At 71.8% G+C, this 22357-nt stretch carries 19 protein-coding genes and 1 tRNA gene; 14 read left to right on the top strand and 6 right to left on the bottom strand.

Annotated features, from left to right (window positions below; translation table 11 throughout):
* The first annotated feature begins 126 nt into the window (after positions 1-126).
* From paaA to ACE4Q9_RS16460, 5 genes are read left to right on the top strand one after another with little or no spacing between them, the layout of a single operon-like run.
* Positions 127-1161 (top strand): 1,2-phenylacetyl-CoA epoxidase subunit PaaA, encoded by a 1035-nt coding sequence (gene paaA / locus ACE4Q9_RS16440; RefSeq protein WP_397984983.1) that lies wholly within the window; start codon positions 127-129, stop codon positions 1159-1161.
* On the top strand, positions 1158-1445 hold the full coding sequence (gene paaB, locus ACE4Q9_RS16445; protein ID WP_190016117.1) for a 1,2-phenylacetyl-CoA epoxidase subunit PaaB: 288 nt from the start codon (positions 1158-1160) through the stop codon (positions 1443-1445). The genes paaA and paaB overlap by 4 nt, the downstream gene beginning before the upstream one ends.
* A gap of 26 nt (positions 1446-1471) precedes the next feature.
* Entirely contained in the window at positions 1472-2173 is a 702-nt protein-coding gene (gene paaC / locus ACE4Q9_RS16450; protein WP_397987239.1) for a 1,2-phenylacetyl-CoA epoxidase subunit PaaC, read from the top strand.
* Entirely contained in the window at positions 2167-2727 is a 561-nt protein-coding gene (gene paaD, locus ACE4Q9_RS16455) for a 1,2-phenylacetyl-CoA epoxidase subunit PaaD (RefSeq protein ID WP_397984984.1), read from the top strand. The genes paaC and paaD overlap by 7 nt, the downstream gene beginning before the upstream one ends.
* Positions 2727-3791, top strand: a complete 1065-nt coding sequence (locus ACE4Q9_RS16460) for a 2Fe-2S iron-sulfur cluster-binding protein (RefSeq protein WP_397984985.1) — start codon at positions 2727-2729, stop codon at positions 3789-3791. The genes paaD and ACE4Q9_RS16460 overlap by 1 nt, the downstream gene beginning before the upstream one ends.
* 154 nt (positions 3792-3945) lie before the next feature.
* Here ACE4Q9_RS16460 and ACE4Q9_RS16465 read toward each other — a convergent pair whose 3' ends face one another.
* From ACE4Q9_RS16465 to ACE4Q9_RS16485, 5 genes are all read right to left on the bottom strand, one after another.
* Positions 3946-4275, bottom strand: a complete 330-nt coding sequence (locus tag ACE4Q9_RS16465; protein ID WP_397987240.1) for a rhodanese-like domain-containing protein — start codon at positions 4273-4275, stop codon at positions 3946-3948.
* Positions 4276-4324: 49 nt separating this feature from the next.
* Positions 4325-5137, bottom strand: coding sequence for a hypothetical protein (locus ACE4Q9_RS16470; protein ID WP_397984986.1), 813 nt, complete (start codon positions 5135-5137; stop codon positions 4325-4327).
* Between the two features lie 241 nt (positions 5138-5378).
* On the bottom strand, positions 5379-6821 hold the full coding sequence (locus ACE4Q9_RS16475) for a DUF2252 domain-containing protein (protein ID WP_397984987.1): 1443 nt from the start codon (positions 6819-6821) through the stop codon (positions 5379-5381).
* A 219-nt stretch (positions 6822-7040) separates the two neighbouring features.
* On the bottom strand, positions 7041-7598 hold the full coding sequence (locus ACE4Q9_RS16480; protein ID WP_397984988.1) for a MarR family winged helix-turn-helix transcriptional regulator: 558 nt from the start codon (positions 7596-7598) through the stop codon (positions 7041-7043).
* Between the two features lie 195 nt (positions 7599-7793).
* The gene (locus ACE4Q9_RS16485) at positions 7794-9263 is read right to left on the bottom strand and encodes an MFS transporter (protein ID WP_397984989.1); all 1470 of its coding nucleotides are present in this window, start codon (positions 9261-9263) and stop codon (positions 7794-7796) included.
* Positions 9264-9593: 330 nt separating this feature from the next.
* On the opposite strand from ACE4Q9_RS16485, the gene ACE4Q9_RS16490 reads away from it, so the two are divergent.
* From ACE4Q9_RS16490 to ACE4Q9_RS16505, 4 genes are all read left to right on the top strand, one after another.
* Positions 9594-9716 carry a hypothetical protein gene (locus ACE4Q9_RS16490; protein WP_397984990.1) on the top strand — a complete coding sequence of 41 codons (123 nt, stop codon included), beginning with the start codon at positions 9594-9596 and terminating at the stop codon, positions 9714-9716.
* 784 nt (positions 9717-10500) lie between these two features.
* On the top strand, positions 10501-11745 hold the full coding sequence (locus ACE4Q9_RS16495; RefSeq protein ID WP_397984991.1) for a M23 family metallopeptidase: 1245 nt from the start codon (positions 10501-10503) through the stop codon (positions 11743-11745).
* A 109-nt stretch (positions 11746-11854) separates the two neighbouring features.
* Positions 11855-13843 carry a protease pro-enzyme activation domain-containing protein gene (locus tag ACE4Q9_RS16500; RefSeq protein ID WP_397984992.1) on the top strand — a complete coding sequence of 663 codons (1989 nt, stop codon included), beginning with the start codon at positions 11855-11857 and terminating at the stop codon, positions 13841-13843.
* Complete coding sequence (locus ACE4Q9_RS16505; protein ID WP_397984993.1) at positions 13840-15261, top strand: phytoene desaturase family protein; 1422 nt, start codon at positions 13840-13842, stop codon at positions 15259-15261. Before ACE4Q9_RS16500 ends, ACE4Q9_RS16505 begins: the two co-directional genes overlap by 4 nt.
* Positions 15262-15419: 158 nt before the next feature.
* On the opposite strand, the gene ACE4Q9_RS16510 is transcribed toward ACE4Q9_RS16505, so the two are convergent.
* Positions 15420-15503 (bottom strand) — tRNA-Leu (locus ACE4Q9_RS16510).
* Between the two features lie 623 nt (positions 15504-16126).
* On the opposite strand from ACE4Q9_RS16510, the gene ACE4Q9_RS16515 reads away from it, so the two are divergent.
* The 5 genes from ACE4Q9_RS16515 (at position 16127) to ACE4Q9_RS16535 (ending at position 22203) form a co-directional block, all read left to right on the top strand.
* Positions 16127-17011, top strand: a complete 885-nt coding sequence (locus ACE4Q9_RS16515; RefSeq protein ID WP_397984994.1) for an FhaA domain-containing protein — start codon at positions 16127-16129, stop codon at positions 17009-17011.
* 10 nt (positions 17012-17021) lie between these two features.
* Positions 17022-17558 carry an FHA domain-containing protein gene (locus tag ACE4Q9_RS16520; protein WP_397984995.1) on the top strand — a complete coding sequence of 179 codons (537 nt, stop codon included), beginning with the start codon at positions 17022-17024 and terminating at the stop codon, positions 17556-17558.
* Positions 17559-17698: 140 nt separating this feature from the next.
* A complete protein-coding gene (locus tag ACE4Q9_RS16525) occupies positions 17699-19264 on the top strand; it encodes a Stp1/IreP family PP2C-type Ser/Thr phosphatase (protein ID WP_397984996.1) in 1566 nt (521 codons plus the stop codon).
* 27 nt (positions 19265-19291) lie between these two features.
* Positions 19292-20731, top strand: coding sequence for an FtsW/RodA/SpoVE family cell cycle protein (locus ACE4Q9_RS16530; RefSeq protein ID WP_397984997.1), 1440 nt, complete (start codon positions 19292-19294; stop codon positions 20729-20731).
* Complete coding sequence (locus tag ACE4Q9_RS16535) at positions 20728-22203, top strand: peptidoglycan D,D-transpeptidase FtsI family protein (protein ID WP_397984998.1); 1476 nt, start codon at positions 20728-20730, stop codon at positions 22201-22203. The genes ACE4Q9_RS16530 and ACE4Q9_RS16535 overlap by 4 nt, the downstream gene beginning before the upstream one ends.
* Positions 22204-22357 lie beyond the last annotated feature (154 nt).

Consider the following 22357-nt stretch of genomic DNA (forward strand, 5'->3'; position numbering starts at 1 on the left):
CAGGTTCCGCGCGGAGTTTTCCACAGCGGTTGACACTGTCCGGCGGCCCGGCACACCATTGATTCGCACGGACCGAACGATCGGTCGGGAGAGTCCCACCGCAGAGCCCGAGGTCAGGGGGATCGCATGGCCACAGCAGCCGCGCAGGGCACGGCCCGCCCGGAGGCGGACGGCGCCCGGAACACCGCCGGGGACGAGGCGGAATACCAGCGCGTCTTCGACGCGGCCGTGGCCGCCGACGAGCGCATCGAGCCACGCGACTGGATGCCCGACGCCTACCGCGCGACCCTGGTCCGCCAGATCGCCCAGCACGCACACTCCGAAATCATCGGGATGCAGCCGGAGGCCAACTGGATCACCCGCGCGCCCTCCCTGCGCCGCAAGGCGATCCTGATGGCCAAGGTCCAGGACGAGGCGGGACACGGCCTGTATCTGTACAGCGCGGCGGAAACCCTCGGCACCGGCCGGGACGAACTGCTCGACAAGCTGCACAGCGGCCGCCAGAAGTACTCCTCGATCTTCAACTACCCCACGCTGACCTGGGCCGACGTCGGCGCGATCGGCTGGCTGGTGGACGGCGCCGCGATCACCAACCAGGTACCGCTGTGCCGCTGCTCCTACGGCCCGTACGCCCGCGCCATGGTCCGGATCTGCAAGGAGGAGTCCTTCCACCAGCGCCAGGGATACGAGCTGCTGCTCGCCCTGAGCCGGGGCACCCCGGAGCAGCACGCGATGGCCCAGGACGCGGTGGACCGCTGGTGGTGGCCCTCGCTGATGATGTTCGGCCCGCCAGACGACGAGTCCCAGCACTCCGCCCAGTCCATGGCCTGGAAGATCAAACGCCATTCGAACGACGAGCTGCGCCAGCGCTTCGTCGACATCTGCGTCCCCCAGGCCGAATCCCTGGGACTCACCCTCCCCGACCCTGACCTGAAGTGGAACGAGGAGCGGGGGCACTACGACTTCGGCCCGATCGACTGGACGGAGTTCCGGGAAGTCCTCAAGGGCAACGGTCCCTGCAACGAACAACGCCTGACCCAGCGCAAACGCGCCCATGACGAGGGCGCGTGGGTGCGCGAAGCGGCCGCCGCCCACGCGGCCAAGCACAGCGGTGGCACCGAGGCCGCCGGACACCTGACGATGGGAGCGGAGCGAGCATGAGCACCACCGACTGGCCCCTGTGGGAGGTCTTCGTGCGCTCGCGGCGCGGCCTCTCCCACACCCACGCCGGCAGCCTGCACGCGCCCGACGCCGAGCTGGCGCTGCGCAATGCCCGCGATCTGTACACCCGCCGCGGCGAGGGCGTCTCCATCTGGGTCGTCCCGGCCACCGCGATCACCGCGTCCTCGCCGGACGAGAAGGACCCCTTCTTCGAGCCGGCCGCCGACAAGCCGTACCGGCACCCGACCTTCTACGAGATCCCGGAAGGGGTGAAGCACCTGTGACCGCCGCCGGCCCCGCGACCGTCCCGGTGACCGCCGCGCTCGCGCTCGGCGACGACGCCCTGGTGCTCTCCCACCGCCTGGGGGAGTGGGCCGGGCACGCCCCCGCCCTGGAGGAGGAGGTCGCCCTCGCCAACATCGCCCTCGACCTGCTCGGCCAGGCCCGCGTGCTGCTGTCCCTGGCCGGCGACGAGGACGAACTGGCCTTCCTGCGCGAGGAGCGGTCCTTCCGCAACCTCCAGCTGGTCGAGCAGCCGAACGGCGACTTCGCCCACACCATCGCCCGCCAGCTGTACTTCTCCACCTACCAGCACCTGCTGCACGCCGAACTCGCCGCCGGTGACGGCCCGTTCGCGCCGCTGGCCGCGAAGGCGGTCAAGGAGGTCGCCTACCACCGCGACCACGCCGAACAGTGGACCCTGCGCCTCGGCGACGGCACCGAGACCAGCCATGAGCGGATGCGCCGCGCCTGTGACGCGCTGTGGCGTTTCACCGGGGAGATGTTCCAGCCCGTGGAGGGACTGGACGTCGACTGGGCGGACCTGGAGTCCCGCTGGCTGGAGTCGGTCACGCGCGTACTCGGCAGGGCCACCCTCACCGTCCCCGAGGGGCCCCGCACCGGAGCCTGGTCAGCGGGCGCCGGCCGCCAGGGCATCCACACCGAGTCCTTCGGCCGGATGCTCGCCGAGATGCAGCATCTGCACCGCAGTCATCCGGGGGCGTCATGGTGACCGCCACCGCCCTGGAGGCGGAACTCCTGGAGCTGGCCGGTTCGGTCCCCGACCCCGAGCTTCCGGTGCTCACACTCCATGAGCTGGGCGTGGTGCGCGCGCTGCGCCTGCACAGCCCCGATGCCGCCGAGGTCGACCTGACCCCGACCTACACCGGCTGCCCGGCCATCGAGGCGATGTCCCTCGACATCGAACGGGTCCTGCGGGAGCACGGCCTGCGCGAGGTCTCGGTGCGTACGGTGCTCACGCCCGCCTGGTCGACCGACGACATCACCCCCGAAGGCCGCCGCAAACTCCGGGAGTTCGGCATAGCTCCCCCGAGGACCCGCAAGACCTCTGGCCCTGTACCACTGGCCCTGGGCCCGACCCGCACCGGCGACACCGCGACCACCGGGGCCGTCGGCACCACCGAGGCCGAGGCCGAGCCCGTCCAGTGCCCGCACTGCGGCTCGGCCGACACCGAACTGCTGAGCAGGTTCTCCTCCACCGCGTGCAAGGCGCTGCGCCGCTGCCTGTCCTGCCGCGAACCGTTCGACCACTTCAAGGAGTTGTGATGGCGCGCTTCCACCCGCTCCAGGTGGCCGCGGTCGACCGGCTCACCGACGACTCCGTCGCCCTCACCCTCACCGTCCCGCCCGAGCTGCGCGCCGAGTACCGGCACGCACCCGGCCAGCACCTCGCGCTGCGGCGCCGGGTGGACGGCTCGGAGGTGCGGCGCACCTACTCGATCTGCTCCCCCGCGCCCGCCCCGGACGGCGAGGGCCCGAGCAGCCTGCGCGTGGGGGTGCGGCTGGTGGAGGGCGGCGCCTTCTCCACCTACGCGCTGAAGGAGATCAACCTCGGGGACGAACTGGAGGTGATGACCCCCGCCGGCCGCTTCACCCTGGAACCCGCGCCGGGCCTGTACGCGGCGATCGTCGGCGGCAGCGGCATCACCCCGGTGCTGTCCATCGTCTCCACCCTGCTGGCGCGGGAGCCGGAGGCCCGGTTCTGTCTGGTCCGGAGTGACCGTACGGCGGCGTCCACGATGTTCCTGGAGGAGGTCGCCGACCTCAAGGACCGCTACCCCGAGCGGCTTCAGCTGGTGACCGTGCTCTCCCGCGAGGAGCAGCAGGCGGGCCTGCCGTCCGGCCGGCTCGACCAGCCGCGTCTCACCCAACTCCTGCCCGCGCTGCTGCCGGTGGAGCGGGTGGCGGGATGGTTCCTGTGCGGACCCTACGGACTGGTGCAGGGCGCCGAGGGGGCGCTGCGCGGCCTGGGCGTGGACCGCGCCCGGATCCACCAGGAGATCTTCCACGTGGACTCGGGACCTACCGCGCCCGGCACCGCGCCGGGAGCCGCGCACAGCACGGTCACCGCACGGCTCGACGGACGCGGCGGCACCTGGCCGGCGCAGGAGGGCGAGTCCCTGCTCGACACCGTCCTGCGTAACCGCCCCGACGCGCCCTACGCCTGCAAGGGCGGCGTCTGCGGCACCTGCCGGGCCTTCCTCGTCTCCGGCGAGGTGCGCATGGACCGCAACTTCGCCCTGGAAGAGGAGGAGACGGACGCCGGGTACGTACTGGCCTGCCAGTCCCATCCGCTGACCGAACAGGTGGAACTGGACTTCGACCGCTGAGGATCACACCACGGAACGCACCGGGGCTTCGGCGCGGACCCGACTGCCCCCTGCACCGCTACCACGCCCATGGACAGGCACCTGGAACTGGCGCCTGGCCGCCCGCGAGCGGTCTGCGAGCGAGGGGGCAGATGAGGTGAGTGGGGCGAGTGGGCTAGAGGACGTGGCCGGGACGGCCGTCGTCGGTGATCACCGGGCGGCCCGCGGCGGCCCAGGACTGCATGCCACCGTCGATGTTCACCGCGTCGATGCCCTGCTGCACCAGATACATGGTGACCTGGGCGGATCGGCCGCCGGAGCGGCAGATCACGTGAACGCGGCCGTCCTGCGGGGCGGCCTCGGTCAGCTCTCCGTACCGGGCCACGAACTCACTGGTCGGGATGTGCAGCGCTCCCTCGGCGTGGCCCGCCTGCCACTCGTCGTCCTCGCGGACGTCCAGCAGGAAGTCGTCGTCCTTGAGGTCCGTGACACCGACGGTGGGCACACCAGCTCCGAAATTCATGCCTCCGACGCTACCCGACGACGGACGCGGTTCAGTCCTGCGCCAGCAGGACCGCCAGTTCCTCCTCACGCCGGGTGATGTCGGCGCGGAGCTTGTCGGCGATCTCGTCCAGCAGCGCGTCGGGGTCGTCCGGGGCGAGGCGGAGCATGCCGGCGATGGCGCCGTCCTCCAGTTCGCGGGCGACCAGGTTGAGCAGCTCCTTGCGCTGGGAGAGCCATTCGAGGCGGGCGTACAGCTCCTCGGCGGGGCTCGGGCGCCGCTCGGGCGGTACCGGTCCCGCCGCCCATTCCTCGGCCAGTTCCTTCAGCAGGGCCTCGTCACCGCGGGCGTAGGCGGCGTTGACGCGGGTGATGAACTCCTCGCGCCGGGTGCGCTCGTCCTCCTCCTGCGCCAGGTCGGGGTGGGCCTTGCGGGCGAGGTCGCGGTACAGCTTGCGGGCCTCCTCGCTGGGCCGTACCCGCTCCGGGGGGCGTACCGCCTGGTCGGTGAGCATGGCGGCGGCCTCGGGATAGAGGCCGTGGCCGTCCATCCAGCCGTGCATCAGCTCCTCGACGCCGGGGATCGGCAGGACGTTGGCGCGGGCCTCCTGGGCGCGGCGCACATCCTCCGGGTCACCGGTGCGGGCGGCCGTCGCCTCGGCGATCTCGGCATCCAGTTCCTCGAGGCGCAGGTAGAGCGGGCCGAGACGCTGTTCGTGCAGCCGGGAGAAGTTCTCGACCTCGACGCGGAAGGTCTCCACGGCGATCTCGTACTCGATCAACGCCTGCTCGGCGGCCCGCACGGCCTTCTCGAGCCGCGCCTCGGGGCGGGGGGCGTGGGGTTGTTCGGCTTCCGGGGTGCTCACCCGCCCAGCGTAGTCGCTGCGCTCGGCGTGAAGCCGGGACGGAGGGGGGCGGCCGGGTCGGAGCCGGATTCATGGGGTGGGCGGGGTGCGGGGGCGGAACGGCGTGGGAGAGGTGGGCCGGTTGACGGGTGCGGGTTCGTGGTGGCCGGTCGCTCGTTTCCCCGCACCTCGGGGGGCGCCCCCCTCCCCCTCCCCCTCCCTCCCCTCCCCACACGTGCCCCCCGCCCCGCCCCCACCCCCCCTACACACCCAGCTCCGCCGCTATCCGGCCCGCCCGTATCGCCGTGAGCAGGGTCGTGTGGTCGGACTCCGTGAGGTCCGCGTAGGTCAGGGCGAAGGTGGCGATGGCGTTGTCCAGGTCCTCGTTCTTGCCGCAGTAGCCGGCGATCAGGCGCGGGTCCGCGCTGTGGGAGTGGGCGCGGGCCAGCAGGGCGCCGGTCATGCGGGCGTAGTCGTCGAGCTGGTCGGCGGCGAGGGCGGCCGGGTCGACGCTGCCCTTGCGGTTGCGGAACTGCCGTACCTGGAAAGGCAGTCCGTTGACCGTGGTCCAGCCGAGCAGGGTGTCGCTGACCACCTGCATCCGCTGCTGCCCGCGCACGACCCGTCGTCCTTCGTGCGCGACCGGCGGGGTCGCGAAGCCGGCGGTGGCCAGGTGCGGGAGCAGCGCGGAGGGGCGGGCCTCCTTCACCTGGAGGACCAGCGGATGCTCGCGGTGGTCGAGGAGCAGGACCACGTACGAGCGGGTGCCGACGCTGCCGGTGCCGACCACGCGGAAGGCCACGTCGTGCACCGTGTGCCGGGCGAGCAGGGGACTGCGGTCCTCGGGCAGGGTCGTCAGGTACTGCTCCAGGGACGCGGCGACCGCGGCGGCCTCGGCGTCCGGTATCCGGCGCAGCACCGGCGGGGCGTCGGTGAAGCGCCGCCCGCCGTCCGGGTGCGGTTCGGTCGACTTCGCCGCGAACCGGCCACTGGTGTTGGCCCGCGCCTTCTCCGAGACCCGTTGCAGGGTGCCGAGCAGGTCGTGGGCGTCGGCGTGGGAGACCAGTTCCTCGTCCGCGATGGCGTTCCACGCGTCCAGCGCCGGGAGCTTCGCCAGCAGCCGCATGGTGTGGCGGTAGGCGCCGGCCGCGTCGCGCGCCGCGGCACGGCAGGTGTCCTCGTCGGCACCGGCCTCGCGACCGGCCAGCACCAGGGAGGTGGCGAGCCGCTTCAGGTCCCACTCCCAGGGGCCGTGCACGGTCTCGTCGAAGTCGTTGAGGTCGATGACGAGGCCGCCGCGGGCGTCGCCGTACAGCCCGAAGTTGGCGGCGTGCGCGTCGCCGCAGAGCTGTGCGCCTATCCCGGTCACGGGGGTGCGGGCCAGGTCGTACGCCATGAGTCCGGCGGAACCCCGCAGGAAGGCGAAGGGGGTGGCCGCCATCCGGCCCACGCGGATCGGGGTCAGCTCCGCTATCCGGCCGGCGTTGGACTCGATGACGGCACGCACCGCGTCCGGGCGGGCGGCGTCCGGTTCGAAGGTGGCATGGACGCGGCGCGGCACGCTTGTCCGCAATGCCCTGCCCTCCTCCTTGGGCGAGCCCTGCCGGGGCCACGCGGCGAACCCGCGCACCCGTGGCAGCCTGCGCGCCCCGTCCTCGGGCCGCTTCCCCAGCTCCCCGCGCTCCTCCTGCCGCGGCTCCCTCATCACGCCCGCACCGCTCCCGGTCACAGCGACCGCCTCCCCCGTACGCATCGAGACGAACATCAACTCGGCACGACCGTACAACCGGTGCGGGAAACCGCATCAGCTCCTGTGGACAACCCGGCGGCTGTGGATAACTCACGCGCGCCGGGCCGCCCGCCCGTCACGGAGAAGCCCGAGAAGTCCGAGAAGTCCGAGAAGTCCGGTGCCCCGACGGCCGGTTCACCGTTCCGCCGGTGCCTCTCCCGTCTCTCCGCCCAGGTTCTCCGCGAGTTGGAACAGCGCGGGCAGGGCGTTCCCGATGGCTTCGCGGGCGTCGTCGTCCAGGGCGCCGAGTGCGGCGTCGATGCGGCGTTCGTGCGCCGTGGTCCAGGCCGCGAGCTTCTCGCGGCCGGCGTCGGTGAGGGTGACGACGGAGGCCCGGCGGTCGGCGGCGTCGACGTCCCGCGCCACCAGTCCCGCGCTGATCATCTGACCGATCAGCCCGCTGACCGTGCTCGGCGCCAGGCGCCGGCGCGCGGCGAGGTCGCTGATCCGTGCGGGGGAGTGCTCCCCGAGCACCTGGAGCAGTTCGACCTGCGCCATGGGGAGGGTCTCCCACGGGTAGTCGGTGCGGATCGAGGAGCGCAGCGCGCGGCGCAGCCGGGTGACGGCCTCGGTGAGCAGACGGGCCTCGGGGGCCCCTGCGGCCGGGCCGGGCCGCGTCTCACCGGCCGGGCCGGTCCGCGTCTGGGCGGCGGGACCGGGCGCGGAGACGTCGGGGCGTGGCTGCGCGGACATGCGGAAAGCCTAGCCGGGCGGCATCCGGAGACGGCCGGTCCGTCCGGGGCTCGGACACCCCCGACGCCGGCCACCAGGGGGCGGGGGCTCACCAGGGGACGGGGCTCACCAGGGGACGGGGCTCACCAGGGGGGCGTAAGACGGGGCCTCTCATCGGAGGTCTCCGGGATCACCTGGAGTGAAGGCGCTCCGGGGTCATTCAGGGAGAGGCTTCTCGGGGCGCGCCCCCTCCCCCGCTCCGAACCAAGCCGCCCCGACCGCCACCACCGACGCCGCCACCAGGACCACCGCGGCGGCCTCCTGGCTCCCGTCCCGCCCGGCCGCCGCCCCGCCGCCCCCCATCTGCACCGCGAGCGTGACCAGCGCGACTCCGAGCGCCGTGCCCAGCCCCCGTGTCATGTTCACCAGGCCGCCGCCCGTCCCGGAGGACCGTGCGGGTATCGCGCCCATGATCAGCGCGTTGTTGGCCGGGGTGAACATCCCCAGCCCCAGCCCGGTCACCGCGAGCAGTGGCACCAGTTCGCCGATCCCCGGCGGCACGACCAGCAGCGCGGCCATGGCGGCGGTGAAGACTCCCGCCCCGGCCAGGCACCGCCCCCGGTCCGAAAGGCCGCGCGGCAGCACCCGGTCGCCCCCGGTCGCGGCCAGCGCGAACCCGGCCGGCAGCGCGGTGAGCACCAGCCCCGCGGTCAGCTCGGAGGCGCCGCGCGCGGTGAGTACGACCGGTACCAGCACCAGCGGCCCGAACAGCACCAGGTAGCCGCTCAGGGCGCCCACCAGGCCGTACGCCACCGCCCGTACCCGCAGCAGGGCGAGGTCGAGCAGGGGCGCGGCGGCCTGCCGCTGGCGCCGTACGAAGGCCCATCCCGCGACGGCCGCGACCACGAACAGCGCGGCCACGCCCCAGCCGGGCACCGGCAGCCCGGAGGCGGCGGAGACGCCCATGAGGGTCCCGGTGGTGGCCGTTGCGAGCAGCAGGAGTCCCGGCCAGTCGAAGCGGGTGACCTGGGTGCGGGCGCGGGTGCGGGGCAGCAGATAGTGGCCGCCGACGAGCGCGACGACGCCGACGGGCACGTTCACCCAGAACACCCAGCGCCAGCCCAGGGTCGACACCAGGGCGCCCCCGACCGTCGGTCCCAGGGCCAGCCCCAGGGCCTGCGCGGCGGCCTGCACCCCGAGCGCGCCGCGCATCCGCTCGCGGGGCGCGCTGGTGGTCACCAGCGCCACGCTGTTGGCCTGCATCATGGCCGCGCCGGCCGCCTGGACCACGCGGAACGCCACGAGGGCCGCCAGCGAGGGCGCGAAGCCGCAGGCCGCGGAGGCGAGGGTGAAGACGGCGAAGCCGTAGAGGTAGAGCAGTTTGCGGCCGTGGGCGTCGGCCAGTCGTCCCGCGGGCACCAGCAGCGCCACGAGGGCCAGCAGATAGGCCAGCGAGACCCATTCGACGGCCGCGAGCGAGGCGTGGAAATCGGTGCGCAGACCGCCGTAGGTGAGCGTGACGATGCTGGCGTCGAGCTGGCCCATGAAGGCGCCGAAGCACACCGCGGCCACGGCCAGCCACCAGCTGTCCGGCCGTGCGCGGACCGCCTCGGGGCGGGCCCGCTCGGAGGTGAGCAGGGCGAGCCCGCGGCGTAGGGACGGGTGCGGTCGCGTGTCGGTGCCCATACCCCCAGATTACATCGGTCACCGAAATACTTGGCTAGCGTTCTATTTCGATCACGGCAACGGGAGCCGCCCGTCTCGTTCGGCGAACGCACCGGGAAACGGCTTCCTGCACGCACCCCCGGAACGCGGGACGCCGGTGTGGCTTCCGCCACGGTTTCCGCCTCGCAGCAGGTCGGCGGATCGATCGGGACCGCTCTGCTGAACACCGTCGCGAGCAGTTCGGGCCACCCCTGAGCCGCCCGGCACCTTCAGCAGGCCAGGTCCCTCGGCAAGACCGGCTTCACCGATCACGCCGCCGCCCACGGGTACACGGTCGCGAGCTGGTGGGCCGTGTCGATCCCCGGCATCGCCGCTCTGGCCGCCTTCACCCTCGTCCAAGGTCCCGGTCAGGACGCCGGAACATCCGCCGCCACCGACACGGAGAAGACGACAGCGCCCGTCCTGCACGGCTGAGGTCACCCCACACCCCCATCAGCAGCCGGGACTAAAGCGCCTTCTCTCAGCCGGAGGTGAAGACCGCCTTCATCACCGACCCGTCGGACACCCGGACCAGTGCCTCGGCATGGTCGCTCAGCGGGAACACCGTCACCAGCCTGGCGAGGGTTCGGCCTCGGCGATGGTCCGCCGGAGCGCGGCTTCGAATCTCTCCGCGTCGACGGGGCCGCGGATCTCCAGGTACTCACCGATACGAGACTGCCGCCCTTTCGGATTCAGCTGCTCGGCCGGCCATATCTCGTGCTGGGGCAGCCGAAAGCGGCAGACGTGTGCCGTCCAACTCCCCCCCGTAAATCACGTTGTGCAGATGATTCAGAGACTGGACCGCACCGCTAAACTCCCCCATGCACCAGACCAGCCCCACTTCATACGGCCGGCGGTGCAGTTCCCCAAATGATGGCGTACGTCACACCGGATCAGCCCGGTCGCCCTGGGGCTCAAATCGAGGTGAGAGACGCGCCAACTCTCAGTAAAAGGGATCCCGTGACCTTGCCTGGGGCCCGGCGCGCTGCGGAAGATCACCCATTGGCGGGATTGACCATCCTGCTGTCACGGGGAGCACACGGGGGCACAATTGAATTTTCACATACTCGGCCCGCTTCAGATTTCGACGGCCGACGGCACCATCTCGCCCGGCGCTTGCGGTCCGTCAAGAACCGGATGAAGCAACGCCGTTGGGCACCGCTGCCCACCGGCGGAATGACCCCCGTGGCCATGGTGGCCGGACAGGACGGTGTGGCCGATGCGTGACACGACCGGGGAACCGGCGACGCCCCGCCAGGCGGGGCGGCCGGACTACGGGCCGGCAGCTGCCGCGGCGCAAGCCCTGTACCGCTTCCTCACCGCCGAGGCCGCCGACCGGGAGCATCTCGCGCCGCGCGTGGTCGCCGCCGTGGGCCGCGCACGGCTCGACGAGATCGTGGACGCCACGCTCGCGCGCATCGGAGACGTCACCGGCATACGCGACAGCCGCGACGGCCTGGTGATCGAGGGCACCACCGGCCGAGCCCTCGCCTTCGCCGTCAGCCAGGACGGCCTGCGACTCGACGAGTTCCTGATCCAACCGGGGGCGTACCGGCCACCGCGCCTGCGCATCCCGCCGGAGGTACGCGGAGCGTTCGCGTGGAGCGTCCTGGCACTGTTGCTCGTCCTGCGCATCGCAGCGTGCTGGGATGCGCCCTCCCGCATCGTCTGGTGCGGGCGGGCGCTCATGGTGGCGGCCGGCTACGTGGCCCTGGAGGGCCGGTTCACCCCCGCTCGGCTTCCGTGGTGGATCCGCCGGCCCGTGGAGGCCGGGGCGCTCGTCGCCCTCGCCTCCGCGTGGCGTCTGGCCGGGCTGCCCGTCTCCGGTGGCAATGCCGCCGAACCCGTCGTGGGCCTCGTCCTGGTCGGCGTCTTCTGCGCGTTGCTCGTCCGGGCACGACGCCACCGCTGGGGAACAGCCGTCTCCCGCCCCCTCGTGTTCCCCCTGCGGGGCGGCAGTTGGTACATCGCGCAGGGCGGAGGGCGCGGCCTCAACCACCATTTCGCCTTCACCGAACAGCGGGGTGCCCTGGACATCATCCAGGTCGGCCCCGGCGGCAGCCGGTCGCGGAACCGCGCCAAGGGCGTGTCCGGCAGGAACGAGAGCTACCTCGTCTACGGGAAGCCTGTGCACGCGCCCTGCGACGGCACCGTCGTCTCCGCCGCCGACCACATCGCCGATCAGGACCCCGGCACCATCCGCTACCAGCCCCTGTACGGCAACCACGTGTGGATCGACACGGGCTCCGAGATCGTGAAGCTGGCTCATCTGCGCCCCGGCACCGTGACCGTGGCCAAGGGCGACACCGTGCGCGCCGGGCAGGTGCTCGGCCAGATCGGCAACTCGGGCAACAGCACCGAGCCGCACCTGCACATCCACGCCGAACGCGACGGCATCGGCCTCGACCTGGAATTCGAAGGAGTCTCGGGCCCGCTGTGCCGGGGCCGGACCATCCGCACGTAGCACCCCGTTCCTGAGCGGCCGGCGTCCGGTACGGCGAGAAGCCCCGTTCGTGCCGGACTGCTCTGCGCTGCGCGCCCTCCGGCGCTCCCACACCAGAAGGTCCGTATACGTGTTCCTGCATGCCCTCATACGCCCGCCACGTCATCCGCGCCGCCGGTCCCTGGTCGCAGCGGCCTGCGCCGCGCTGCTCGGCACCGCCGGGTTCCTGCCCGCGGCCCACGCGGCCGACCGGCATCCGCTGACGGGATCCCGGCCCGCGTTCGCGACGCCTGCCACCGACTCCGGCCCGGTGCCCGGCGATCGGCACATCGATGCGCGGGTCTACCTCGACTCCCGTGACCCGCAAGGGCTCGTGGCGCTCCTGCGTGACATCACCGATCCCCGCAGCCCGCACTACCGGCACTACCTCACCCCGGCCGAGTACCAGCGGCGCTTCGGCCCGACCACTCATCAGGTCCGCGCCGTGACCGCCTGGTTGTCCGGGTCCGGGTTCACCGTCACCGGCCGCACCTCCCACTACCTGGCCATCGAGGGTCCCGCCCGCGCCGTCCAGCGGGCCTTCGGTACGGGCCTGCACAGCTACCGCACCGGCCGCGGTACGAGCGACGCCCCCACCGGCGACCTCAGTGTGCCCGCCTCCCTCGGCGCCACCGTGCTCGGCGTGTCCGGCCTGTCGGCCCCTGGCGCGGCCCACCCGCTGTCCACTCCGTCGCCCGCCCTGAACGTACCCGCGGACGGCGCCGTCTGCTCCGGGCACTTCGGTGAGAAGCCCGCCACCGACATGCCCAAGGCGTACGGCAGGATCTCCACCTATGCGCCCTGCCCCTACACCCCCGCCCAGCTGCGCCACGCCTACGGGGCCGGCACCAAGGGCGCCACCGGGCACGGCTCCACCATCGCCATCGTCGATGCCTACGGATCGCCGGACGTGGCCGCGGACTCCGATCGCTACACCCGCGCCACCGGCGACCGTCGCTTCCGGCCGGGCCAGTACCGCCAGCATGTGACGCCCGCCGACTGGCATGTCGGCGCCGCCTGCGCGCCCCCGCGCACCTGGGCCGGCGAACAAGCCCTCGACGTCGACCTCGCCCACGGCCTGGCCCCGGACGCGAACATCCTGTACGTCGGCGCGAACTCCTGCCTCGACAACGACCTGATGGACGCCGAGTCGTACATCATCGACGGCCGCCGGGCGGACGTCATCTCCAACTCCTGGGCGGAGATCATCCACTCCAGCCCCGGCCACCTCACACCCGCGCTGGTGGCGTCGTGGAACCTGCTGTTCGGGCAAGCCGCCGCCGAAGGCATCGGTGTCCACTTCGCGGCGGGCGACTGCGGCGACTCCTCGCCCCGGGCAGCTCAGACCGGCGTCAACTGCGACCCGAAGACCACCCGCGCCCAGGCCGACTTCCCCAGCGGCTCCCCGTGGGTGACCTCGGTCGGCGGCACCACCCTCGCCCTCGACCGGCACGGCGACTACGCCTGGGAGACCAGCATGGGCGACGAGTTGTCCATCCGCACCGACACGGGCAAGGGACCCTGGGGGCCCATCCCCGGCGTCTTCGCCTTCGGCGGCGGAGGAGGCGCGAGCGACTTCGCGCAGCCCTGGTACCAGCGCGGCCGCGGCACCGGCGACACCGGGCACCGCACGACACCCGACGTCGCGATGGAGGGTGACGGGGCACTGCCCGTACTGGTCGGGTTCACCGACGCGGGAACCTTCCACCTCATCGGATTCGGCGGCACCTCCGCGGCGGCGCCCGCCTTCGCTGCCGTCCAAGCCGACGCACAACAGGCCTCCGGGCACCGGATCGGCTTCGCCAACCCGCTCCTGTACGCACTCTCCGGTTCCCGCCCCCAGATCTTCCACGACGTCACCGACCGGCCCGCGAACGCCGGATCCTCGCCCCTCACCGTGGTCCGCGACGAGGGCCCCGACACCGACACCTCCGCCGGCGCCCAGCGCTACATCCTCTACACGCTCGGCCGTGACTTCGGCCTGCCCGCGCACCACGGCTACGACGACGCCACGGGCCTGGGGTCCCCCGCGCCGGGATACCTGCGCTGGTTCCAGCACACCAAGGGCGCCCTGCGGTGACCGCCGACGCCATCGTCGTGGGAGCAGGGCCGAACGGCCTCGCGGGCGCCGTCACGCTCGCCCAGGCGGGCCTCTCCGTGACCGTCCTGGAAGCCGCCACCACCATCGGCGGCGGGACGCGCAGCAGCGAGCTCACCGTGCCCGGCCTGCTCCACGACCATTGCGCCGCGGTGCATCCCATGGCCGTCGCATCGCCCTACCTGCGTACTCTCGGCCTCGAACGCCACGGGCTGCGCTGGGAGCACACCGAGACCGCCCTCGCCCACCCCCTCGACGGCGGCCGTGCGGCCGTGCTCCAGCGCGAGCTGGCCGCGACCGTGCGGGGTCTCGGCGTCGACGGCCCGGCCTGGCGTCGTCTGTTCTCACCCCTGACCGCCCGCTACGACGCTCTGAGCGAAGACCTCATGGGCCCCTTGGCGCGGCTGCCCCGTCACCCCGTCCTGACGGGCAGGTTCGGGCTTCTGGCGGCCCAACCCGCGCAGTGGACCCTGCGCCGATGGCGGGGCCAGGCGGCCCGTGCCCTGTTCGCGGGGGTCGCCGCCCACGCGCTGCAACCGCTCGCCGCCCCCGGCAGCTCCGCCATCGGACTCATGCTCACCGCCGCCGCGCACCGGCACGGCTGGCCCGTCGCCCGCGGGGGCTCTCAGGCCATCGCCGACGCGCTCGCCGCCCGTCTCGTCGAACTCGGCGGCACCATCGAAACGGGCACCCCCGTCCGTTCCCTGCGAGACCTTCCCCCCGCCCGCACCATCCTGCTCGACCTGGCTCCCCACGCGGCGGCGCGGGTGTGCGGTCCGCGTCTTCCCGCCCGCGTCCGACGCGCCTACACCCGCTACCGGCACGGGCCCGCCGCATACAAGGTCGATCTGGCGGTGGAGGGAGGCGTGCCATGGCGCGCCGAGGTGTGCCGCACGGCGGGCACCGTCCACCTCGGCGGCACCGCGGAGGAGATCGCGGAGGCCGAACAGGCGGTGTCCCGCGGGCGGATGCCGCGAAGCCCCTTCGTACTGGTCGCCCAGCAGCACCTCGCCGACTCCGGGCGTTCGGCCGGCGACATCCATCCCGTGTGGGCATATGCGCACGTCCCGCACGGCTACGACGGCGACGCGACGGCCGCCGTCCTGGACCGGATCGAGCAGTACGCCCCCGGACTGCGCGACCGCGTCGTCGGCCTGTCCGCCCGCACCCCGGCCCAGCTGGCGGCGTACAACCCCAACTACGTCGGCGGAGACATCCTCACCGGCGCCAACACCCTCGCCTCGCTCGCGTTCCGCCCGCGCCCGGCCCTCGACCCGTACGCGACGGGCATCCCCGGCGTCTACCTGTGCTCGGCGGCGACGCCACCGGGCGCGGGCGTGCACGGCATGTGCGGCCACAACGCCGCGAGCTCGGCACTGCGAGAACTCGGCCGGGCGTGACCGACACCTTCCTCCGGCAAGGACCCTCCACGAACAATCCGGCCACACCCCCAGGCATGAGACCTTCCTCACAGAGAGCAGAGGCCAGAAACGAATGCCACGGCATACGCAAACAAGAATGGGCGGCATCGCCATCGCGATGCCGCCCATTCCCTCTGTGCGCGAGGGGGGAGTTGAACCCCCACGCCCTTGCGGGCACTGGAACCTGAATCCAGCGCGTCTGCCTATTCCGCCACCCGCGCATTGGGTGTGTCTTCCGGCTTCGGCCCTTTCGGGTTGGCCCCTTCCGACATGCAGAACATTAGCACGTCGTACGGGGTGGGTTCACATCCCTTTCCCGGGGCCCCTGACCAGCCCCTTACCGCACAACCCACCGCGACCCACCGCACAACCCACCGCCCACCGCGCGCCCCACCACACCCCGCCCCGCGAACGCCCGACCCGAACCCCGACCCGGACCCCACCGCCGCGTCCCGCCCCGTCCCGCCGCGCCAGCCCGTGCGCACCGTGACCGTCCCCACACCCGTGACCATCCGCACAGCGCACGGCCGTTTCACCGCGTATCAAGGAGTCCTGGTTCACGTATCAACCTCGTACCGGTCCCGGTCATCTCCCCAGGAGAGGGGCGGGGGCGGGGCCGGGTGCGGGACACTGGTCTTCGCCCGGCTCTACGATCCATGCCGGGGAGGAGTTCCAAGCGGAGCCGCTGGGGGAACCGGCTGTTTGCCGGGGGCGTGGATACGATCAGTAAGCAGTACCGGCGGTACCGGCAAGGCAACGCACAGAGCACCACAGGCAGCACCACACGCACCACACGCACCACAGAGCAGGACAAGGAACCGACAAGGGACGGAGGAGGTGCCCCATGGGAGTCCTGAAGAAGTTCGAGCAGCGTCTCGAAGGTCTGGTGAACGGCACCTTCGCCAAGGTCTTCAAGTCCGAGGTCCAGCCCGTGGAGATCGCCGGCGCGCTCCAGCGCGAGTGCGACAACAACGCGACGATCTGGAACCGCGACCGCACCGTCGTACCCAACGACTTCATCGTGGAGCTCAGCGCGCCCGACTACGAGCGCCTCAGCCCCTACTCCGGCCAGCTCGGGGACGAGCTGGCCGGCATGGTGCGCGACTACGCGAAGCAGCAGCGCTACACCTTCATGGGCCCGATCAAGGTGAACCTGGAGAAGGCCGAGGACCTGGACACCGGGCTGTACCGGGTGCGCTCGCGCACCCTCGCCTCCTCCAGCGACCAGCAGGCCCCCGCGCACGGACCGGGCCCCGCCGCGGCACCGGGCCGGCCGGGCGGGGCCGGAGCCGGCGCACCGGGCCAGGGCGGTTACGGCTATCCGCCCGCCATGCCCGCCGGCGCGCCCCCCATGCCCGCCGCCCCGCCGCCCGGCACCCGCCCCGGCGGCTACGGCTACCCGCAGCCCGCCACCCAGCGCCCCGCGGCCGCCCCGATGAGCGGCGGACGCACCCGCTACTGGATCGAGATCAACGGCACCCGCCACCAGATCTCCCGCGCCACCCTGGTGCTGGGCCGCAGCACCGAGGCCGACGTACGGATCGACGACCCCGGCGTCTCCCGCCGGCACTGCGAGATCCGCACCGGTTCGCCCTCCACGATCCAGGACCTCGGTTCCACCAACGGCATCGTGGTGGACGGGCAGCACACCACCCGCGCTACGCTCCGCGACGGCTCGCGGATCGTCGTGGGCAGCACCACCGTTATCTATAGGCAAGCCGAAGGGTGAAGCGGGGGCAATGTCAGAGCTGACCCTCACGGTCATGCGGCTGGGTTTCCTGGCCGTACTGTGGCTGTTCGTGATCGTGGCCGTGCAGGTCATCCGCAGCGACCTGTTCGGTACGCGCGTCACCCAGCGCGGATCGCGTAGGGAGGCCGGGCGGGCGGCCCAGCCCGCGGGCGGCCGCCAGGCCCGGCAGCAGGCCGCGCCCCCGCAGCAGCGCGGCCAGCAGGCCGCCGGCGGCGGCCGGCGCGGGCGCAACACCCCCAGCAAGCTCGTCGTGACCGAGGGCACACTGGCCGGCACCACCGTCGCGCTCCAGGGCCAGACCATCACCCTGGGCCGGGCGCACGACTCCACCATCGTGCTGGACGACGACTACGCCTCCAGCCGCCATGCCAGGATCTACCCCGACCGCGACGGCCAGTGGATCGTCGAGGACCTGGGGTCGACCAACGGCACCTACCTGGACCGGTCCCGGCTGACGACCCCCACGCCGATCTCGCTGGGCGCGCCGATCCGCATCGGCAAGACCGTCATCGAGCTGCGGAAGTAGTGCTACATCATGAGTGAGCGCGAGCGGAGCGAGCACGCGGCGGGGGACCGTCTTCCGGTCCCCGGCGCGCTCCCGACCGGAGGGTGGGCAGTGTGGCTCGACACGACCGGCTGCATTCGGAGCCGACGGGCGAGGTGCGCATGAGTCTGTCACTGCGCTTTGCCGCCGGTTCGCACAAGGGCATGATCCGCGAGGGCAACGAGGACTCCGGTTACGCCGGTCCCCGCCTGCTGGCGATCGCCGACGGCATGGGCGGCCAGGCGGCCGGCGAGGTCGCCTCCTCCGAGGTCATCTCCACGCTGGTCACCCTCGACGACGACGTGCCCGGCTCCGACATCCTCACCTCCCTCGGCGTGGCCGTGCAGCGCGCCAACGACCAGCTGCGCTCCATGGTCGAGGACGACCCCCAGCTGGAGGGCATGGGCACCACGCTCACCGCGCTGCTGTGGACCGGGCAGCGGCTCGGCATGGTGCACGTCGGCGACTCGCGCGCCTACCTGCTGCGCGACGGGGTGCTCACCCAGATCACCCAGGACCACACCTGGGTGCAGCGGCTCGTGGACGAGGGCCGGATCACCGAGGAAGAGGCCACCACCCATCCGCAGCGCTCGCTGCTGATGCGTGCCCTCGGCAGCGGCGACCACGTCGAGCCCGACCTGTCCATCCGTGAGGTCCGCGCCGGCGACCGGTACCTGATCTGCTCCGACGGCCTGTCCGGCGTCGTCTCCCACCAGACGATGGAGGAGACCCTCGCCAGCTACCAGGGCCCGCAGGAGACCGTGCAGGAGCTCATCCAGCTCGCGCTGCGCGGCGGCGGCCCGGACAACATCACCGTCATCGTGGCCGACGTCCTCGACCTGGACACCGGCGACACGCTCGCGGGCCGGCTGTCCGACCAGCCGGTCGTGGTCGGCGCGGTCGCCGAGAACCAGAGCCACCTGCACGACAACGGGATCATGCAGACCCCGGCCGGCCGCGCCTCCCACCTGGGCCGCCAGGGCCACGGCGGCGGCGAGTTCGGCCCGCCCGGCTCCGGCGACACCACCGGCTACATCCCGGCGGGCAGCTTCGACGACTACGCCGACGGCGACTTCACCAAACGCAAGAGCCGCAGATGGCTGAAGGCGTCGCTGTACAGCGCCCTCGCCCTCGCGGTCATCGGCGGCGGCCTGTACGGCGGTTACCGCTGGACGCAGACGCAGTACTACGTCGGCGCCAACGAGGAGCACGTCGCGCTGTACCGCGGGATCAGCCAGGACCTGGCCTGGGTGTCGCTGTCGAAGATGCAGCAGGACCACCCGGAGATCGAACTCAAGTACCTGCCGTCGTACCAGCAGAAGCAGGTCAGGGCCACGATCGCCGAGGACGGCCTCAAGGAGGCCCAGTCGAAGATCCAGGAGCTGGCCGTGCAGGCCTCCGCCTGCAGGAAGGAGGCGGAGCGCCAGGACGCCGAGCGCACCCAGCCGGGCAAGCCGCACACGGGCAAGTCCAGCGGGAGCAAGTCCAGCGCGGACGGCGCCACCGGCACCCTGTCCACCGCCGCCTTCACCCGGACGACCGCGACCACGAACCCCAAGACGGGTCCGTCCGCGGGCACGCCGGGACCTTCGAAGTCTTCGTCCACGACCCCGTCCGCGACCCCCAGCCCCGGCCCCACCCTCTCGGAGGATGAGCAGAAGGTCGTCTCGCTGTGCGGTAAGCAGTAGGCAAGCCGTGAGAGGCCCTGTCACACGATGAGCAGTACGACTAACTCGCCGACACACCACACGTCCACCATCGGCGCGATCGGCGCGCCGAGCCGCCGCAACACCGAGCTGGCCCTGCTGGTCTTCGCGGTGCTGATCCCGGTGTTCGCCTACGCCAACGTGGGCCTGGCCATCGACGACCACGTACCCTCCGGCCTGCTCAGCTACGGCCTGGGCCTCGGCCTGCTGGCCGGCGTGGCCCATCTCGTCGTACGGAAGTTCGCCCCGTACGCCGACCCGCTGCTGCTGCCGCTGTCCACCCTGCTCAACGGGCTCGGGCTCGTCGCCATCTGGCGGCTCGACCAGTCCAAGGCGCTCCAGCAGATCCATGTCGCGGGCGGCAAGGCGACCAACCAGCTGATGTACACGGCGATGGGCATCGCCCTGTTCGTCGCGGTGCTGTACTTCCTCAAGGACCACCGCACGTTCCAGCGCTACACGTACATCTCCATGGTGTGCGCGCTGCTCCTGCTGCTGCTCCCCCTGGTTCCGGGGCTGGGTCTGAACGTCTACGGCGCCAAGATCTGGATCTCCGTCGGCGGTTTCACCATCCAGCCCGGTGAGTTCGCCAAGATCGTGCTCGCGATCTTCTTCGCCGGCTATCTGATGGTGAAGCGCGACGCGCTGGCCCTGGCCAGCCGCCGTGTCATGGGCCTCTACCTGCCGCGCGGCCGCGACCTCGGTCCGATCCTCGTGGTCTGGGCGATGTCCATCCTGATCCTGGTCTTCGAGACCGACCTCGGTACGTCGCTGCTGTTCTTCGGCATGTTCGTGATCATGCTGTACGTCGCCACCGAGCGGACCAGCTGGATCGTCTTCGGTCTGCTGATGTCCGCGGCCGGCGCCGTCGGCGTGGCGAGCTTCGAGCCGCACGTGAAGATGCGTGTGCAGGCATGGCTCGACCCGATGAAGGAGTACAAGCTCTCCCAGGCGGGCGTCACCGGCCACTCCGAGCAGGCCATGCAGGCCCTGTGGGCGTTCGGTTCCGGCGGCACCCTGGGTACCGGCTGGGGCCAGGGCCACTCCGAGCTGATCAAGTTCGCCGCCAACTCCGACTTCATCCTCGCCACCTTCGGCGAGGAGCTGGGGCTGGCCGGCCTCATGGCGATCCTGCTGCTCTACGGCCTGATCGTGGAACGCGGCGTGCGCACCGCCCTCGCCGCCCGCGACCCGTTCGGCAAGCTGCTCGCCGTCGGCCTCTCCGGCGCCTTCGCGCTCCAGGTCTTCGTCGTGGCCGGCGGTGTGATGGGCCTCATCCCGCTGACCGGTATGACCATGCCGTTCCTCGCGTACGGCGGTTCGTCCGTGATCGCCAACTGGGCGCTCATCGGCATCCTGATCCGCATCAGCGACACCGCCCGCCGCCCGGCGCCCGCCCCCGCAGCCAACCCCGACGCCGAGATGACCCAGGTGGTCCGCCCGTCATGAACAAACCCCTGCGCCGGATCGCGATCTTCTGCGGCCTGCTCGTGCTGGCCCTGCTCGTCCGCGACAACTACCTCCAGTACGTCAAGGCCGACAGCCTGCGCAGCGACCCGCTCAACCGCCGGGTCGCCATCGAGCGCTACTCCGCGCCGCGCGGCGACATCATCGTGGACGGCAACCCGATCACCGGCTCGGCCGAGGTCAAGCACGGCGACTTCAAGTACAAGCGCACCTACAAGAACGGGCCCATGTGGGCCCCGGTGACCGGCTACTCCTCCCAGGCCTTCGACGGCAGCCAGCTGGAGAAGCTGGAGGACGGCATCCTCACCGGCAACGACGACCGGCTGTTCTTCCGCAACACCCTGGACATGATCACGGGCAAGCCGAAGCAGGGCGGCAACGTCGTCACCACGCTCAACGCCGCCGCGCAGAAGGCCGCGTACAACGGGCTGAAGGCCGTCGGCGGCAAGGGCGCGGTCGCCGCGCTCGACCCGGCCACCGGCAAGATCCTGGCGCTGGCCTCGTACCCGTCGTACGACCCCTCGGCCTTCGCGGGGAACACCGACGAGGACGCCAAGGCCTGGAACAAGCTCCAGAAGAAGAACGACCCGGCCGACCCGACGCTCAACCGGGCGCTGCGCGAGACCTACCCGCCGGGCTCCACCTTCAAGGTGGTCACCGCGGCGGCCGCGCTGGAGAACGGCAAGTACACCTCGGCCGACCAGCCGACCGACTCGCCGCTGCCGTACATCATGCCGGGCACCACGACCCCGCTGCCCAACGAGGGCAACCTGCCCTGCAAGAACGCCACCATGCGGATCGCGCTCCAGTACTCCTGCAACACCGTCTTCGGCAAGATCGGCGCCGACCTCGGCAACGCCAAGATGCTGGCCGAGGCGAAGAAGTTCGGCTTCGACGCGGAGCAGTTCACCCCGGTGCGTTCCAACGCCTCGGTGTTCTCGGACAACATGAACGCCTCGCAGACCGCGCTGTCCTCCATCGGCCAGTACAACACCGCCGCGACCCCGCTCCAGATGGCCATGGTCGCCTCGGCGGTCGCCAACGACGGCAAGCTGATGAAGCCGTACATGGTGGACGAGCTGGAGGCCTCCAACCTCGACCCGGTGGAGAAGACGAAGCCGCAGGAGCTGAGCCGGCCGCTGTCGCCGCAGAACGCGCAGATCCTCCAGTCGATGATGGAGACCGTGGTCGAGAAGGGCACCGGCACCAACGCCCGGATCCCGAACGTCAAGGTCGGCGGCAAGACCGGTACCGCCCAGCACGGTGTGGCCAACAGCGCCAACCCGTACGCGTGGTTCATCTCCTACGCCAAGCTCCCCGACGGCAGCTCCCCGGTGGCCGTGGCCGTGGTCGTCGAGGACGAGCACGCCAACCGCGACGACATCTCCGGCGGCGGTCTGGCCGCGCCCATCGCGAAGAGCGTGATGGAGGCGGTCATCAACTCCAAGAAGTGACGACCATCACATCGCTTTCCCAACGACGCACGTTGCGGTACCGGTCCGGTATCGGGATCCGAGCTTGGCCAGGTCATACAAAGCGAGCCGGGTACCGTAGGCCCGGACGGCAGCCTCGGCGCACAGCGATGTGACGGCCGGGACCGACGGAGAG

It is taken from the genome of Streptomyces sp. AM6-12 (genome assembly GCF_044327085.1).
In the GTDB taxonomy this organism is placed as follows: Bacteria; Actinomycetota; Actinomycetes; order Streptomycetales; family Streptomycetaceae; genus Streptomyces.